Source organism: Pseudomonas sp. SDO5271_S396, assembly GCF_054071795.1.
This window is the reverse complement of sequence record NZ_JBSVWB010000002.1, coordinates 47,384-62,709: the sequence shown is the minus strand read 5'-3', so window position 1 is coordinate 62,709 and position 15,326 is coordinate 47,384. Positions and strand designations below refer to the sequence as shown.

The window sequence follows — 15,326 nt, the reverse complement described above, 5'->3', positions numbered from 1 at the left end:
TGGCGACAGCCTGCGCGCTGATGGCGCACCGCGACGGCCCCATGCGCCAAAAAAAGACATTCATCGGACCCACCGGTTGCGAGGTGCGCGATACCGGCCTATGTTCCAAGCCATGCTGTGAAATTCGCTGCCCCGCCCTGTGCCCATTCCGTAACCAGGTGACGACATGCCCACGCTTTCCCGCCCCGCCGTACTCGAACTGATCGGCAATACGCCGCTGGTTCGTGTCAGCCGTTTCGATACCGGCCCCTGCACCTTGTTTCTCAAGCTTGAATCCCAGAACCCCGGCGGCTCCATCAAGGACCGCATCGGCCTGGCCATGATCGATGCCGCCGAACGGGATGGCCGCCTGCGTCCCGGCGGCACCATTATCGAAGCCACCGCCGGCAACACCGGCCTGGGCCTGGCGCTGGTCGGCCGGGCCAAGGGCTACCGCGTGGTGCTGGTGGTGCCCGACAAGATGTCCACGGAAAAAGTGTTGCACCTGAAGGCCATGGGCGCCGAGGTGCATATCACCCGCTCCGACGTGGGCAAGGGCCACCCCGAGTATTACCAGGACGTGGCCGCGCGCCTGGCCAAGGACATTCCCGGTTCATTCTTCGCCGACCAGTTCAACAATCCGGCCAACCCGTTGGCCCACGAAACCAGCACCGCTCCGGAAATCTGGGCGCAGACACAGCATGATGTGGACGCCATCGTGGTGGGCGTCGGCTCTGCCGGCACCCTCACCGGCCTCACCCGCTTCTTCAAGCGCGTACAGCCTGAGTTGGAGATGGTCCTGGCCGATCCGGTCGGTTCGGTGATGGCCGAATACAGCCGCAGCGGCCAGCTGGAAACCCCCGGCTCCTGGGCGGTGGAAGGCATCGGCGAAGACTTCATCCCCTCCATTGCCGACCTTTCCAGCGTGCGCCATGCCTACTCCATCAGCGATGAAGAAAGCTTCGACCACGCCCGCCAATTGCTGCGCGCCGAAGGCATCCTGGGCGGCTCGTCCACCGGCACCCTGCTCGCCGCCGCGCTGCGTTACTGCCGCGAACAGACCGAGCCCAAGCGTGTGGTCACGTTCGTGTGCGACACCGGTACGCGCTACCTGTCCAAGGTCTACAACGACCAATGGATGAAAGAAGCCGGGCTGTTGCAGTACAAGCACTACGGCGACCTGCGCGACGTGATCGCGCGGCGCTTCGAAGATGGCCGCGTGATCAGCGTGAGCCCCGACGATACGTTGCTCACCGCCTTCCAGCGCATGCGCCTGGCCGATGTGTCGCAATTACCAGTGCTGGTGGACGGCAAGGAGCTGGTCGGGGTGATCGATGAATCCGACATCCTCCTCGGCCTGCACCACGATGCGGCGGACTTCGCCATGATTGTCGCCAGTGCCATGACCGACACCCTGCACACCCTGGCCCCCGGCGCCAGCCTGGCTGAACTCCAGGCAGAACTGGATCGCGGCCTGGTCGCCATCATTGCCGACGCGTCGGGCTTCCATGGCCTGATCACCCGCGTCGACCTGCTCAACCACCTACGGAGATCCCTTGCATGAGTCAGTCCGATAACAGCGCGTTTGCCACCCGTGTGATCCATGCCGGGCAATCCCCCGACCCGACCACGGGCGCGCTGATGCCGCCGATCTACGCCAACTCCACCTACCTGCAAGACAGCCCCGGCGTGCACAAGGGCTTTGACTACGGCCGCTCCCACAACCCGACGCGTTTCGCCCTGGAACGCTGCGTGGCCGACCTGGAAGGCGGCAGCCAGGCGTTCGCCTTTGCGTCCGGGCTGGCGGCGATTTCCACGGTGTTGGAGCTGCTGGACGCGGGCGCCCATATCGTGTCCGGCAATGACCTGTATGGCGGCACCTTCCGCCTGTTCGACAAGGTGCGGCAGCGCAGCGCCGGGCACCGCTTCAGCTTCGTCGACCTGAGCGACCTGCAAGCCTTTGAAGCGTCGCTGCAAGACGACACGCGCATGGTCTGGGTCGAGACCCCCAGCAACCCGCTGCTGAGCCTCACCGACCTCGGCGCCATCGCCCGCATCTGCCGTGATCGCGGCATCATTTGCGTGGCCGACAACACTTTCGCCAGCCCGTGGATCCAGCGCCCCTTGGAACTGGGTTTTGATGTGGTGGTGCATTCGACCACCAAATACCTTAACGGCCACTCCGATGTGATCGGCGGTATCGCCATCGTCGGCCACAACCCGGAACTGGCGGAACGCCTGGGGTTTCTGCAGAACTCGGTGGGCGCCATCGCCGGGCCGTTCGACGCCTTCCTGACGTTGCGCGGGGTAAAAACCCTGGCCCTGCGCATGGAGCGTCATTGCAGCAACGCCCTGGACCTGGCCACCTGGCTGGAGAAACAACCGCAAGTGTCGCGCGTCTACTATCCGGGCCTGGCTTCGCACCCGCAGCATGAACTGGCGCGTCGGCAGATGCGTGGGTTTGGCGGGATGATTTCGGTCGACCTCAACAGCGACCTTGCCGGCGCCACGCGCTTCCTGGAAAACGTGAAGATCTTCGCCCTGGCCGAAAGCCTGGGGGGCGTCGAAAGCCTGATCGAACACCCGGCCATCATGACCCACGCCAGCATCCCGCCGGCCACGCGGGCGCAATTGGGCATCGGCGACGGGCTGGTACGGCTGTCGGTGGGGGTTGAAGACGTGGAAGATTTACGCGCGGATTTGGCCCAGGCGTTGGCACGGATCTAGCGGCTGTCTCTCTGGAGAAACACAGTGGTGACCGATCGTTCCCACGCTCTGCGTGGGAAAGCATCCTGTGACGCTCCGCGTCACGAATTCAAAGGCGGACGCGGAGCGTCTAGGGCGGCATTCCCACGCGGAGCGTGGGAACAATCATCAAAACCTGCCACTGCGTTCTCGCTGGAGTCAGGCTGGAGTTATGTTGGCGCGAGCCGCATGCAGTTTCTTGTAGCTCTCGATCAGGCGCTGATGGCGATCCAGGCCTTCCAGTTTCAGGCTGGTCGGGGTCAGGCCGTAGAAACGCACGCTGCCGTCAACCGAGCCGATCACGGCGTCCATCCGCTCATTGCCGAACATCCGGCGGAAGTTGGCTTCGTAATCCGCCAGTTCCAGGTCGTCGTCCAACTCCATCTCCAACACCGCGTTCAGCGCCTGGTAGAACAGCCCGCGCTCAACGGTGTTGTCGTTGTACTGCAAGAACATCTCCACGCATTCCTTGGCTTCTTCATATTGTTGCAAAGCCAGAAAGATCAGCAGTTTCAGCTCCAGAATGGTCAACTGACCCCACACGGTGTTGTCGTCAAACTCGATGCCGATCAACGTAGTGATGTCGGTGTAGTCGTCCAGCTCGCTTTCGATCAGGCGCTCGAGCAAGGCTTGCAGGGCCTGTTCATCGAGCGCGTGCAGGTTGAGGATATCGGCGCGGAAGAACAGCGCTTTGTTGGTGTTGTCCCAGATCAGGTCATCCACCGGGTAGATTTCCGAGTAGTCCGGCACCAGGATGCGGCAAGCGGTTGCGCCGAGATGCTCGTACACCGCCATGTAGGACTCCTTGCCCATGCCTTCGAGAATGCCGAACAGCGTCGCGGCCTCTTCGGCATTGGAGTCTTCACCCTGCCCCGAGAAATCCCACTCCACGAACTCATAGTCCGACTGGGCGCTGAAGAAGCGCCACGACACCACGCCGCTGGAGTCGATGAAGTGCTCGACGAAGTTGTTCGGCTCGGTCACCGCCTGGGCTTCGAACGTCGGCTGCGGCAAGTCGTTGAGCCCTTCGAAGCTGCGACCTTGCAGCAGTTCGGTGAGGCTGCGCTCCAGCGCCACTTCGAAGCTCGGGTGGGCACCGAACGAGGCAAACACCCCGCCGGTGCGCGGGTTCATCAAGGTCACGCACATCACCGGGAATTCGCCGCCCAGGGAGGCGTCCTTGACCAGTACCGGGAAACCCTGGGCTTCCAGGCCCTCGATACCGGCGACGATGCCCGGGTACTTGGCCAGTACCTCGGCCGGCACGTCCGGCAACGCGAATTCGCCTTCGATGATTTCACGCTTGACCGCCCGCTCGAAAATCTCCGACAGGCACTGCACCTGGGCTTCGGCCAGGGTGTTGCCGGCACTCATGCCGTTGCTGAGGTAGAGGTTTTCGATCAGGTTCGACGGGAAATACACCACCTCACCGTCCGACTGGCGCACGAACGGCAGCGAAACGATGCCGCGCGCTTCATTGCCCGAGTTGGTGTCGTACAGGTGCGAACCGCGCAATTCGCCTTCGCGGTCGTAGACCTTGCGGCAGTAGGCATCGAGAATTTCAGCGGGCAGCTCGTCGTTGGGGCCCGGCTGGAACCAGCGCTCGTCCGGGTAATGCACGAACGGCGCATTGGCCAGTTCCTCGCCCCAGAATTGATCGTTGTAGAAGAAGTTGCAGTTGAGGCGCTCGATGAACTCGCCCAAGGCCGAGGCCAGTGCTCCTTCCTTGGTCGCGCCCTTGCCGTTGGTGAAACACATCGGCGACTGCGCATCGCGGATATGCAGCGACCAGACGTTGGGCACGATGTTGCGCCACGAGGCGATTTCGATCTTCATGCCCAGCCCGGCGAGGATGCCCGACATATTGGCGATGGTCTGCTCCAGCGGCAGGTCCTTGCCGGCGATGTAGGTACCGCCCTCGCAAGTGCTGCTCGGCATCAGCAACGCCTGGGCGTCGGCGTCGAGGTTTTCCACCTCTTCGATCACGAATTCAGGACCGGCCTGCACCACTTTCTTCACGGTGCAACGGTCGATGGAGCGCAGGATGCCTTGACGGTCCTTATCGGAAATGTCCGCCGGCAACTCCACCTGGATCTTGAAAATCTGGTTGTAACGGTTCTCCGGGTCGACGATGTTGTTCTGCGACAACCGGATATTGTCCGTGGGAATGTTGCGGGTCTGGCAGTACAACTTCACGAAATACGCCGCGCACAATGCCGACGACGCCAGGAAATAGTCGAACGGCCCCGGCGCCGAGCCATCGCCCTTGTAGCGGATAGGCTGGTCGGCAATCACCGTGAAGTCGTCGAACTTGGCTTCAAGTCGCAGGTTATCGAGAAAGTTGACCTTGATTTCCATGGGGTACACCAGAATAACGGGCTAAACGAAATGGCCGCCATTATGAAGATTTTCGCCGGGAAGTCTCAGGGTTTTGCGACCGGGCTGCCGATCGGTGCTAAGTTTCACCTACCTTTCCTTGCAGACAACGCCCCATGTCCATCACCGACAACCTCCTCGCCTTCACCTTCGCCGCCACCCTGCTCACCCTCACTCCCGGGCTGGATACCGCGCTGGTCCTGCGGACCGCCACTGTGGAGGGCAAGCGCCAGGCGTTGCAGGCCACCTTGGGGATCAACGCGGGTTGCCTGGTCTGGGGTGCGGCGGTGGCCTTTGGCCTGGGCGCGTTGCTTGCGGTGTCGGAGCTGGCCTACAACCTCTTGAAGTACTGCGGCGCGGCCTATCTGGCCTGGCTCGGCCTGAACATGCTGCTGCGTCCGCGCCGTTCGTTGTCACCGTTGCAAGCGGATGAAAAACCCAGCGGCAACTGGTTCCTCAAGGGCATGCTCGGCAACGTGCTCAACCCCAAGGTGGGGATTTTCTACGTGTCGTTCCTGCCGCAGTTCATTCCCCAGGGGTATTCGCTGATCGCCTGGACCTTCGGCCTGGTGAGCATTCACGTGGTGCTTGGCCTGGTGTGGTCGCTGGCGCTGATCGGCGCGACCCAGCCATTGTCCGGGTTCCTGCGCCAGGAGAAGGTCATCCAGTGGATGGACCGCACCACCGGCCTGATCTTCGTGCTGTTCGCCGCACGACTGGCCCTGAGCAAACGCTAGGCGCTCTGCAACCGGGGCGCCCGGGTCAGCAGTACCCAGGCCACCCCCACCGACAGCAACACTGCCACCGCACCCGCCAGGTAGACCGACTCCACCCCCGCCGCGCCGGCCAAGGCACCGGCCAGCGGGCTGCTGATGCCCAGCGCGATATCGAGGAACGCCACATAGGCGCCCATCGCCAACCCACGGGTTTGCGGCGGCGCGCGTTTGATCGCCTCCACGCCAAAACCGGGAAACGCCAGCGAATAGCCGAAGCCGGTCAAGGCCGCGCCCACGTACGCCATCAATGGCGAACCCGCGCCCCAGATCAATAACTGCCCCGCCGCCTCGATCAGCACACAGACCAGCGCGACAATCGCCCCGCCCATTTTGTCCGGCAGATGCCCAAAGAAAATCCGCGCCCCGATAAACGCCAGGCCAAAGGCCGTGAAGGCAAACGATGCGTTGTCCCAGTCCTTGGCCGCGAACAACAACGCCATGAACGCTGTGATCACCCCAAAGCCAATGCTGGAAAACGCCAGCCCCAGGCCCGGCAACCAGACCGCGCCGAGCACCCGATAGAACGACATGCGCCGCTGACTGGTCGGCGCAACACCCTTGGCACCGGCTACGATCGCCAGGGCCAACAGTGGAATGCCCAAGGTACCGAGTGCGATCCCGCTGAAGCCCCACTCCCGATTGAACAGCACACCCAAGGGCGCGCCCAGGGCGAATGCGGCGTAGATCGCGATGCCGATCCAGGCCATCACCTTACCGGCGTTCTGCGGTCCCACCAGACCCATGCCCCAACCCATGGAGCCGGTGATGATCAGGCTTTCACCCAGCGCCAGCACCACGCGCCCGGCGAGCAGGATCCACACCGACAGCACCGGCGAGCTGACGAACGCCAGCGATGCCAAGTACAGAAAGCCCGAGCTGGCCGCCACCAGCAGGCCGATCAACATGGCGCGCTTGGGCCCGCGCATGTCGGCAAAATTGCCCGCCCAACCCCGCGACAGCAGTGCCGCCGCGAACTGTGCGCCCACCACCACACCCACCACCAGCGGGCTCATGCCCAGGGTCTGGTGCAGGTGCAACGGCAGCACCGGCAATTGCATGCCCATGATCAAAAAGCCGACGAATACCGCCAGGGTGATCGGCAGCAACGTCAGCAACACGCTGCTGACCGAGCCCCGAGGCGTAGTGTGTTGTGTCATGAAAAGCTCCTGCTCAGAAGATGAAATAACCGCTTTGATCAAGGTCGCTCAGCAAGCTCGGGCCGCCAGGGTTCCAGCCCAGTACCTCGCGGGTCTGGGCGCCGGACACCGCCATATCGGCCCCGGCCATGTTGGCGAACCAGCCAAAATGCTCCCGTGGCCGCGACTCCACCGGCACGCCCAGATGGCGACCGATGACCTCGGCGATGGCCTTGAACGGCACCGCCTCGTCCGCCACCGCGTGGTAGGCCGACTGGCTCAGGCCGTCTTCCAGCACCCGGCGGTAAACCTGCGCGGCATCGCAACGATAGACGCCCGACCAGCAATTGCCTCCCTCACCGAGATACGCCGACACGCCGGTCTCCCGCGCCAGGCGAATCAGGATCGGCAAAAAGCCGTGGTCCCCCAACCCATGCACCGAGGGCGCCAGGCGCACGGTTGCCGTACGGATACCGCGCTGGGCCAGGGCCCGGGCGGCGGCTTCCGATTGACGCGGCGAGCCGGCGCCCGGCAGGTCGGCTTCGGTGGCGCCGCGTGTCAGGCCGGACAAGCCGGAGGTCACGATCAGCGGCGTATCCGAGCCCTTCAGCGCGCTTTCGAAGGCTTCGATCACGCGACGGTCCTGCACGCAGTTTTCGGCGAACCGCGAAAAATCATGGTTGAACGCCGTGTGAATCACCGCGTCGGCGGTCCAGGCGGCGCGGCGCAAGGTGTCCAGATCGTCCAGCGTCGCGCGCAGCACCTTGGCACCCATGGCTTCAAGCACACGGGCCTTGGGGTCGGAACGGACCAAACCGGTGACCAGATAACCGGCGTCGATCAGGTCTTTCACCACTTCGGTGCCGACCCAACCGGTGGCGCCGGTGACAAATACGTGCATAAGGTTGCTCCTGGGTGAGTGAACGTCAGCGCAGACGTATCGACAACTCGATGTCATCGGCAAAGGGCACGGACAGATAACCGTTTTCCGGTGCGCGCACATGTGCCAGGTATTCCGGGCAGTAATCGGTGTTGTCCGCCACCACCAGCGCGCCAGGCCGCAGGTGCGGTTCCACCCGGCTCAGCACCTCGCCATACAGCGCCTTGGCGCCGTCCAGCAACAGCAGGTCGACGCTGTCCGGCAGATCGCGAGCCAGGGACACCAGCGCGTCGCCCTCGCGAATCTCGATCAGGTCGCTGACGCCGCCTTCGATGAAGTGCTGGCGCGCCAGGGCGATTTTCGAGGGTTCGAATTCACTGCCGATCAGCACGCCACCGCCGTTGTCACGCAGCGCGGCAGCCAAGTGCAGGGTCGACAGGCCAAACGAAGTGCCGAACTCGACGATCGCCCGCGCCTTGCTGCTGCGCGCCAGCAGGTAAAGCAGCTTGCCGGTGTCGCGGGACACCGGCAGCCACAGATCCTTGAGCATGCCGTAGAGTTCCAGGTATTCGGTCTTGCTGTGCATCAGGCGCTCGCGTTCTTCGTTGGACACCGACCCCAGCACCGGGCTGGTGGCGGCGCTGGCTTGAGCGTAGAGGCGTTCGATCAGGGGCGCCAATGGCGCGGTGGTCAGGCTCGACATGATTGATTTCCGTGGGGTTGGGATTAAGATGCGACTAATTCGTCGCATTAAAAGTATGCGAGCGATTCGTCGCATTCGCTATTCGCATTGGCCCCAAGACAGGAGCGCTCCATGACCACGCGCCAGACCCCGCGTATTTCCTCGCGCAAACAGCCCCAGCAGGCCCGATCTGCGGAACTGGTGGCTGCGATTCTGGAGGCGGCTATTCAGGTTTTGGCCAAGGAAGGTGCCACCCGTTTCACCACCGCACGGGTGGCCGAGAAGGCGGGCGTCAGTGTGGGTTCGGTGTATCAATACTTCCCGAACAAGGCGGCGATCCTGTTCCGCTTGCAGAGCGATGAGTGGCAGGAAACTACCCAGATGCTGCGCGACATTCTGGAACGGCATGACACCCCGCCCCTGGAGCGCCTGCGCACGCTGGTGCATGCATTCATCCGCTCGGAATGCGAGGAAGCGCAGATGCGCGGCGCCCTGCACGATTCCGCGCCGCTGTATCGCGACGCCCCCGAGGCCGTCGAGGTGCGCGCGGCGGGACAACAGGCATTCGAGCGCTTCATGCTCGAGTTGCTACCCGAGGCAACACCGCCGGTTCGCGCGCTGGCCTGCGACTTGATCCTCAACACGCTCAGCTCGGTGGGCAAGGATTTTTCCATCAGCCCTCGAACCCCCGAAGAGATCGCGGTGTATGCCGATGCCATGGCCGACATGTTCAGCGCCTATGCACAGGCGCTGAACGCGTCCCCGCCCCAGGATTAAGCGCTGGGCAGGCCGGCCTGCTCGTGCCTGATCATCTTTTCCAGCAGGCGCCGCGCCCGCACCGCCCCGCCATCGCTGGCCAATAACACCGGCTTGAGCGCCCAGAAGTCCTGATCGCCGATCACCGCCTGCTGGGCTTGCAGCATCGGCATGTCTTCGGTGGTGAACGGCTGGCTCAGCCATTGGATATTGTCTTCGGCCAGACGCCGCCCCTCTTCGCCCAGGCTCTTGGGAAACGCAATGCCGAACCAATAGTGGGTGGTGGAGGCGGTCTCCGGGGTGAACACATGGGCCACGTACACCGACTTGCCTTGCTCACGCGGCGCGCCACTGAAGGTGTAGCCACTGTTGAGCAGCATGTTCGACGGCGCATTCCAGCGCACATCCAGCCAGCGATCCACGCGCTGGCCGGCGGGCACACCGCGCAGGCGTTCAAGCTCGGGGGTGAGCTGTTCATTGTGGGTGGTGCGTTTGGAATGCACGGTGTCGCCATGCTGCTCCACCTCGATCACGCCCTGTGCCACGGCCGCACTGCCCAGGGAATTACCGTGCAGGAATTCGATATGGCTGAGGTCGAGGATATTGTCCGTCTCCAGCACGTAATTGGCTTTCACGTGCAGGTAACTCTTGCCGATGTACGCGGTGCTCGGGTCCACCGGGCTGAAGTCGGTGATCAGGGCCGGGTCGGCCAACGCCGGGTCGCCCATCCAGATCCAGGCGAACCCGTGCCGCTCCTGCATCGGATACGCCCTCACCCGCGCCGCCGCCGGGATCGCGCCGTTGCCGTGGGGGTTGTGCACGCAAGCGCCGCTGCAATCGAAACTCAGGCCGTGGTAGGCGCATTGAATGCGGTCATTTTCCAGGCGCCCCAGGTGCAGCGGCACGAAACGGTGCGGGCAACGGTCCTGCAACGCCTGCAAGGCGCCGTGGCTGTCGCGGAACATCACGATCTTTTCGTCGAGCAGCGTGCGCGGCAGCAGTTGGCCTTCGATCAACTCATCGGCCCAACCGGCGATGTACCAGCAATTGCGTAGAAAACTCATGGGCATCTCCTTCAGATATCCAGGCGCAGGCTCGCACTGTGGGCGCGGGAGCAGCACAGCAGCATCTGGTCGTTGGCGGCTTTTTCGTCGTCGGTGAGGAACAGGTCACGGTGGTCCGGAATGCCGTCCAGCACCCGGGTCAAGCAGGTGCCGCACACGCCTTGCTCGCAGGACAGCGGCACCTCCACGCCCGCGGCTTGCAGCACCTGGGCGATGCTGCGGTCCGGCGGCACTCGCAGGGTGAGGCCGGAGCGTTCGGCATGAAGGGTGAAGGCGGCGCCTTCGGTGTCGAGCTGCGCGGCGAAATATTCGTAATGCAGGTTCTGCGCGGCCCAGCCGAGGCCGCGTGCAGTGTCGAGGGTGGCATCCATGAAACCCGCCGGACCGCACACGTACACATGCCGCTGCGAATCGGGCCCTTGCAACAAGGCGCGCAGGTCCACGCGCTGGCCGAGGTCATCCACGTGCAAGGTCACACAGTCGGCGAACGGCGCGTCCTTGAGCACATTGAGGAACGCCGCACGAGCCTCGCTGCGCACGCAATAATGCACCTCGAACGACGCCCCCAGCGTTTGCAACCGCCAGGCCATCGCCAGGATCGGCGTGATACCGATACCGCCGCCCAGCAACAACGAATGCCCGGCGTTCTCCACCAATCGGAACTGGTTGCGCGGTGCCGTCACTTCCACCAACCGCCCTTCGTGAAACTGCCCATGAATCTGCGCCGAACCGCCCCGGGAAGCAGGCTCGCGCAAGATGCCCAAACGGTAGCGACCCAGGTCTTCGGGTGAACCGCACAGTGAGTAGTGACGTACAAGACCGGGCGCCACCCGGACCTCGATATGCGCCCCCGCCTCGAATGGCGGCAGGCAGTCGCCGTTGGGGTCCACAAGCTCCAGCGAGATGATGCCCTCGGCTTCGTCCTGGCGCCGGGCAATGCGTAGTTGCAGAGGTAGATCGGACATGGAAGGACCTGTCGTTTTTTTATTGTTGCGCCGATTCTCCCCCGTGATTTCCCATAAAAAAAATAAGCATTGGTGATTCAATCTATTTGATCTGCTTATGGCCGCGACAATGCCCCATTGATTGTTTCGTGTGCTGAAACAGTCTGTTAATGCCCCTGGTTCTTCTCCATCGGGTCGCTGGATCAGATGATTTGCACATCTTGTAACCCACTGATCCGGAAGCCACACCATGAGCCGCGTATCGCGTTTTTCCCTGACTGCCCTGGCGCTGTGCACCGCATTGTCGATAAGCGCCACCCCAGGCTTTGCCGCCACTGATGCGGCACCACCTGCCGCCTCCATCACTGAAACCAGCTACCACACCGTCAACGTGAACGGCGTCAACCTGTTCTACCGCGAAGCCGGACCAAAGGACGCACCTGTGCTGCTGCTTCTGCACGGTTTCCCCACCTCTTCGCAGATGTTCCGCAACCTGATCCCGCAGCTTGCCGACCGCTACCATGTGATCGCACCGGACTACCCGGGTTACGGCCAGAGCGACATGCCACCGGTGGGACAATTCGCCTACACCTTCGATCACGTCGCCGAATTGATGAATGGCCTCACCGAAAAGCTCGGCCTGTCGCGCTACGCGATGTATGTGCAGGACTACGGCGCCCCGGTGGGTTTCCGCCTGGCTCACGACCACCCGGAACGCATCAGCGCGATCATCGTGCAGAACGGCAACGCCTATGACGAAGGTATCAAGGGCAAATTCTGGGAACCGCTCAAGGCCTTCTGGCGCGACAAGAGCGAAGCCAATGCTGCAAGGCTGCGACCGTTCCTGGAGCTGGCCGGCACCCGCTGGCACTACACCGAAGGAGTGCGCGACCTCGCGCACTTGAGCCCGGATGCATGGACCCTGGATCAAGCCTACCTCGACCGACCCGGCAACAAGGATATCCAGATCGAGATGTTCTACAGCTATGGATCCAACGTGAAGCGCTACCCGGAATGGCAAGCGTATTTCCGTCAATACCAACCGCCGATGCTGATCGTCTGGGGCAAGAACGACAAATCGTTCGACGTGGAAGGCGCTCAAGCCTACAAGCGTGACCTGCCGAACGCCGAGTTGCACTTGCTGGACACCGGGCACTTTGCCCTGGAGGAAGACGGTGCCGAGATTGCGCGGTTGATGCGCACCTTCCTGGCGGCGCATACGGCAGCCACCAGGCGCTGAGGGGCTTCACGCCAGCGTGCGGGCGAGCTCTACGGAGCCCGCCCGTTTTTTCACGCCACGGAACACTCCGCAGCGCAATGCTTCGCGTAGCGCAGACAGGCCAGTTCCATCAGGGTTTCCATCAGCCCGTCATAGTCGGTCTGTACCGCCTGCCCCCTGGCCACTCGGGTACGCAGACTGTTCAGAGTGATGCTTTTCTGCCCACGCAAGTGCTCCCGTTCCATGACGAAAAAGCGCCAGTTATCCAGCTCCAATACCGAGTGCACCACCTCTTTCTGTGTGGCTTTGAAGAACAGTTTGTCCCTTGGCCTGGCCAGCGACGGGTTGGGGTTCCACTGCTCATGCAGTGCCTTGAGCTGGGCACAGTGATCGTTGTTCAGCGTCAGGTAGGCAAACACATAGAAGTCCGACCAGTGATCCGCCGGCAGGGACGTGTTCGTGGTGCAGTCATACCCTTGCGCGAAGGAGGTGTCGAACGTCTGGCTTTTGCTGAAAGAGTCCTTGGACTTGACCTGAAGGGTGAATTTTTCATCGCCCATGAAAAACACCAGGTCGTGCACGTCGCCTTCCATCTTCGTCGAAAAATGCGACGTGGGGATCTGGAATGGCGGTTTGTGCTGGGTGAGCAACGCCTGATACACCAGGAACTCCGCGAGGTAACCCCGGAGCAGAGGGTCATGCAACGCCGAAAAACCCCAGCCCCAGAATGCATTCAGGAACCCTGCACCTTTTGACGCACCGCCTTGGGTCAGCGGCTCATTACCTGACAATGGGTCCAACAAATTCATAGGTCTGCCCCACGCGTTCAAAAAGGCAATTGAAACACTTTCCTGCGCGGTTTTCCCGGGCGTCGATCAACTGTCGATAACCCGCTGCAAGTGAATCGCCAGCTCGGTGGCAAAGCGGCGTTCCGGCGTTTCCACATCGATGCCGAACAATTCCTGGATCCGCGCCAGGCGGTAGCGCAGCGTGGTCACATGCACCCCCATCGCATCCGCGCAAGCCTGGCTGCGGCAGCTTTCGCGCAGGTAGGCGGTCAGGGTTTCCAGGTACGGCGTCTGGTGTTTGCGGTCGTGTTCCAGCATGGCGCCCACGCTTTCGTTGACGAAGGTGCGGATGTCTTCACCGCCCACGGCCGCGACGAAGATCGGGATCGGGCCGAAGTCCTGGTCGGAAATCGGCCCGCTGCGCCCGAACGAACGGGCAATGTCGAGCAACCGGCGGCAGCGCTCCCAGGCCACGGGATAGTCGTCCAGCACCTTGCACACGCCACTGGCCAACAGCAGCGGTTCGCCGCCCAGGTAATGGGCCAGGTCATCGGTGATCTGGCGCTTGACCTTGGCCCGGCGTTCGCGACCGTTCGGCTCTTCGGCCGGGACCAGGCAGACCAGGCCGTTGTCGACGCTGATCACCGTGGCCGGGATCGCCGCACGGGTGAGGATGCGCGCCACGTTGTGGTGCAGGTTCCGCGCTTCGCGGGCCTTGCTGCCGTAATCGATGATGAGCATCTGCTGTGCGCTGTTGAAGCCGATGCCCAGGCGCCGGGCGCGTTGCTGGATATCCTCGGCGTCGCGCCAGCGGCCTTCCAGCACTTCGAACAGCAGTTCGGTCTGGGTGCGGGTCTCGAAGCGAAAGCGGATAAAGCTGCGCATCATCTGCACGCTCAGGGCGAACTTGGCGCTTTCCAGCATCAGCAAATCCAGCTCGTTGACCGGCGCCGCCACCGGAAACAGCACCAGCGCGCCCACCAGCTCATGGTCGACCATCAGCGGCTCGATCTGCGCCCGCAAGGTGAACTGGCGCTGGCCGTCATCCAGGAACAGATTGACGGTGTTGCGCAGCGCACTGCGCAAGCTGTCCTGGGCAGCCTGGGTGATCTGCACGCTCAACACACCGGCAACGGCGCTTTGCCAGGCGGCGTCGTCGAACAACGTGGTGTCGGGTGAACGCCCCGCCACCACCTGGTTGGCGGTGAAGTCCACGGCGATCACCGGGTTGGGTAACTGGTTGCCGACCATCAACGACAGCGACGTCACCGAGCCCCCGCCCAATACGTGTTCCAGCATCGAGGTGTGCACGTGCAGCGCCTGTTGCATGCGTTCGGCGGCGCGGCGCTGGGTTTCCAGCTGACGCTGGCGCTCCACGGCGATGGCCCCCAGGTGAATGATCATGCCGAGGAATACCCGGTCTTCTTCGGAGGCGGCCATCAGCGTGCGCGAGATCACGCTGAGTACCATGGGCCGGCCTTCGAAATCGGTGCAGTTCATCGGCATCACCATCACCGTGCGGTAATCACGCTCCACCGAATCACGCCGGTAGCCCGGGTATTCGCAATCGCGCACGTCATGGATGAACACCGGCTCGTTGCGCTGCAAGGCGGTCATTACCGGGCTGGAGGACAACTCCCAACTGTCCACCAACGGCCGCTGCACCAGGGTCGGGTCGTGCCGGGCGATCACATGGCCAAAGCCTGCGTCCATGTCGATGGCCATGATCGAACTCATGGTCCAGTGCGTGTGGCGGCAGCTGGCGTACACCAGTTGGTGCAGCATCGACTGCAAGTCGCCGCCCGAGTTGATCTGACTGGCCACGTCGCGCAGCGACAGTATCTGCATTTCTCGATTCAAGACGCTCACCTGAACGTGGGGATCATGACAGCCAAGGTGCCTGCCCGGCCCGCCTGATACTTGCTCCACTTCCTAGCAATGTCCAACGCATTTATCCGCCGAACCGCAGGAAGACGGGTTT

13 protein-coding genes are annotated in these 15,326 nt (G+C 62.8%); 5 read left to right on the top strand and 8 right to left on the bottom strand.

Annotated features, from left to right (window positions below; translation table 11 throughout):
* The first annotated feature begins 166 nt into the window (after positions 1 to 166).
* Together ACW9IN_RS01935 and ACW9IN_RS01930 are read left to right on the top strand one after the other, a co-directional pair.
* Positions 167 to 1,543: a pyridoxal-phosphate dependent enzyme gene (locus tag ACW9IN_RS01935; protein WP_457364298.1), complete on the top strand. Its 1,377-nt coding sequence runs from the start codon at positions 167 to 169 to the stop codon at positions 1,541 to 1,543.
* Positions 1,540 to 2,706 (top strand): cystathionine gamma-synthase, encoded by a 1,167-nt coding sequence (locus ACW9IN_RS01930; RefSeq protein WP_457364297.1) that lies wholly within the window; start codon positions 1,540 to 1,542, stop codon positions 2,704 to 2,706. The genes ACW9IN_RS01935 and ACW9IN_RS01930 overlap by 4 nt, the downstream gene beginning before the upstream one ends.
* A 177-nt stretch (positions 2,707 to 2,883) precedes the next feature.
* Here the strand turns inward: ACW9IN_RS01930 and ACW9IN_RS01925 are convergent, their stop codons facing one another.
* Positions 2,884 to 5,082: an OsmC domain/YcaO domain-containing protein gene (locus ACW9IN_RS01925; RefSeq protein ID WP_457364296.1), complete on the bottom strand. Its 2,199-nt coding sequence runs from the start codon at positions 5,080 to 5,082 to the stop codon at positions 2,884 to 2,886.
* A gap of 134 nt (positions 5,083 to 5,216) precedes the next feature.
* Between ACW9IN_RS01925 and ACW9IN_RS01920 the strand changes: the two genes are divergently transcribed.
* Positions 5,217 to 5,837, top strand: coding sequence for a LysE family translocator (locus ACW9IN_RS01920; RefSeq protein WP_457364295.1), 621 nt, complete (start codon positions 5,217 to 5,219; stop codon positions 5,835 to 5,837).
* Here the strand turns inward: ACW9IN_RS01920 and ACW9IN_RS01915 are convergent.
* Genes ACW9IN_RS01915 through ACW9IN_RS01905 form a run of 3 tightly spaced genes read right to left on the bottom strand, consistent with a single transcriptional unit; the run spans position 5,834 to position 8,595 of the window.
* A complete protein-coding gene (locus tag ACW9IN_RS01915) occupies positions 5,834 to 7,033 on the bottom strand; it encodes an arabinose transporter (RefSeq protein ID WP_457364294.1) in 1,200 nt (399 codons plus the stop codon). The two genes, ACW9IN_RS01920 and ACW9IN_RS01915, sit on opposite strands and share 4 nt — an antisense overlap.
* Positions 7,034 to 7,046: 13 nt before the next feature.
* On the bottom strand, positions 7,047 to 7,913 hold the full coding sequence (locus tag ACW9IN_RS01910) for an SDR family oxidoreductase (protein ID WP_457364293.1): 867 nt from the start codon (positions 7,911 to 7,913) through the stop codon (positions 7,047 to 7,049).
* A gap of 25 nt (positions 7,914 to 7,938) precedes the next feature.
* Positions 7,939 to 8,595 (bottom strand): O-methyltransferase, encoded by a 657-nt coding sequence (locus tag ACW9IN_RS01905; protein ID WP_457364292.1) that lies wholly within the window; start codon positions 8,593 to 8,595, stop codon positions 7,939 to 7,941.
* Positions 8,596 to 8,706: 111 nt separating this feature from the next.
* On the opposite strand from ACW9IN_RS01905, the gene ACW9IN_RS01900 reads away from it, so the two are divergent.
* Positions 8,707 to 9,351 carry a TetR family transcriptional regulator gene (locus tag ACW9IN_RS01900; RefSeq protein WP_457364291.1) on the top strand — a complete coding sequence of 215 codons (645 nt, stop codon included), beginning with the start codon at positions 8,707 to 8,709 and terminating at the stop codon, positions 9,349 to 9,351.
* Here the strand turns inward: ACW9IN_RS01900 and ACW9IN_RS01895 are convergent.
* Entirely contained in the window at positions 9,348 to 10,394 is a 1,047-nt protein-coding gene (locus ACW9IN_RS01895; protein WP_457364290.1) for an aromatic ring-hydroxylating dioxygenase subunit alpha, read from the bottom strand. The two genes, ACW9IN_RS01900 and ACW9IN_RS01895, sit on opposite strands and share 4 nt — an antisense overlap.
* An 11-nt stretch (positions 10,395 to 10,405) precedes the next feature.
* Entirely contained in the window at positions 10,406 to 11,359 is a 954-nt protein-coding gene (locus ACW9IN_RS01890; protein WP_457364289.1) for a PDR/VanB family oxidoreductase, read from the bottom strand.
* 229 nt (positions 11,360 to 11,588) lie between these two features.
* Between ACW9IN_RS01890 and ACW9IN_RS01885 the strand changes: the two genes are divergently transcribed.
* Positions 11,589 to 12,578 carry an alpha/beta fold hydrolase gene (locus tag ACW9IN_RS01885; RefSeq protein ID WP_457364288.1) on the top strand — a complete coding sequence of 330 codons (990 nt, stop codon included), beginning with the start codon at positions 11,589 to 11,591 and terminating at the stop codon, positions 12,576 to 12,578.
* 50 nt (positions 12,579 to 12,628) lie between these two features.
* Here the strand turns inward: ACW9IN_RS01885 and ACW9IN_RS01880 are convergent, their stop codons facing one another.
* Both ACW9IN_RS01880 and ACW9IN_RS01875 read right to left on the bottom strand, forming a co-directional pair.
* Positions 12,629 to 13,366: a hypothetical protein gene (locus tag ACW9IN_RS01880; RefSeq protein ID WP_457364287.1), complete on the bottom strand. Its 738-nt coding sequence runs from the start codon at positions 13,364 to 13,366 to the stop codon at positions 12,629 to 12,631.
* A 66-nt stretch (positions 13,367 to 13,432) separates the two neighbouring features.
* The gene (locus ACW9IN_RS01875; RefSeq protein ID WP_457364286.1) at positions 13,433 to 15,193 is read right to left on the bottom strand and encodes a helix-turn-helix domain-containing protein; all 1,761 of its coding nucleotides are present in this window, start codon (positions 15,191 to 15,193) and stop codon (positions 13,433 to 13,435) included.
* Positions 15,194 to 15,326 lie beyond the last annotated feature (133 nt).

Excerpts from the sequence above, each read along its gene's own strand:
- ACW9IN_RS01900 (WP_457364291.1), top strand. The coding sequence starts at position 8,707 with ATGACCACGCGCCAGACCCCGCGTATTTCCTCGCGCAAACAGCCCCAG.
- ACW9IN_RS01915 (WP_457364294.1), bottom strand. The coding sequence starts at position 7,033 with ATGACACAACACACTACGCCTCGGGGCTCGGTCAGCAGCGTGTTGCTG.
- ACW9IN_RS01925 (WP_457364296.1), bottom strand. The coding sequence starts at position 5,082 with ATGGAAATCAAGGTCAACTTTCTCGATAACCTGCGACTTGAAGCCAAG.
- ACW9IN_RS01885 (WP_457364288.1), top strand. The coding sequence starts at position 11,589 with ATGAGCCGCGTATCGCGTTTTTCCCTGACTGCCCTGGCGCTGTGCACC.
- ACW9IN_RS01930 (WP_457364297.1), top strand. The coding sequence starts at position 1,540 with ATGAGTCAGTCCGATAACAGCGCGTTTGCCACCCGTGTGATCCATGCC.
- ACW9IN_RS01875 (WP_457364286.1), bottom strand. The coding sequence starts at position 15,193 with ATGCAGATACTGTCGCTGCGCGACGTGGCCAGTCAGATCAACTCGGGC.
- ACW9IN_RS01935 (WP_457364298.1), top strand. The coding sequence starts at position 167 with ATGCCCACGCTTTCCCGCCCCGCCGTACTCGAACTGATCGGCAATACG.
- ACW9IN_RS01920 (WP_457364295.1), top strand. The coding sequence starts at position 5,217 with ATGTCCATCACCGACAACCTCCTCGCCTTCACCTTCGCCGCCACCCTG.
- ACW9IN_RS01910 (WP_457364293.1), bottom strand. The coding sequence starts at position 7,913 with ATGCACGTATTTGTCACCGGCGCCACCGGTTGGGTCGGCACCGAAGTG.
- ACW9IN_RS01880 (WP_457364287.1), bottom strand. The coding sequence starts at position 13,366 with ATGAATTTGTTGGACCCATTGTCAGGTAATGAGCCGCTGACCCAAGGC.
- ACW9IN_RS01905 (WP_457364292.1), bottom strand. The coding sequence starts at position 8,595 with ATGTCGAGCCTGACCACCGCGCCATTGGCGCCCCTGATCGAACGCCTC.
- ACW9IN_RS01895 (WP_457364290.1), bottom strand. The coding sequence starts at position 10,394 with ATGAGTTTTCTACGCAATTGCTGGTACATCGCCGGTTGGGCCGATGAG.
- ACW9IN_RS01890 (WP_457364289.1), bottom strand. The coding sequence starts at position 11,359 with ATGTCCGATCTACCTCTGCAACTACGCATTGCCCGGCGCCAGGACGAA.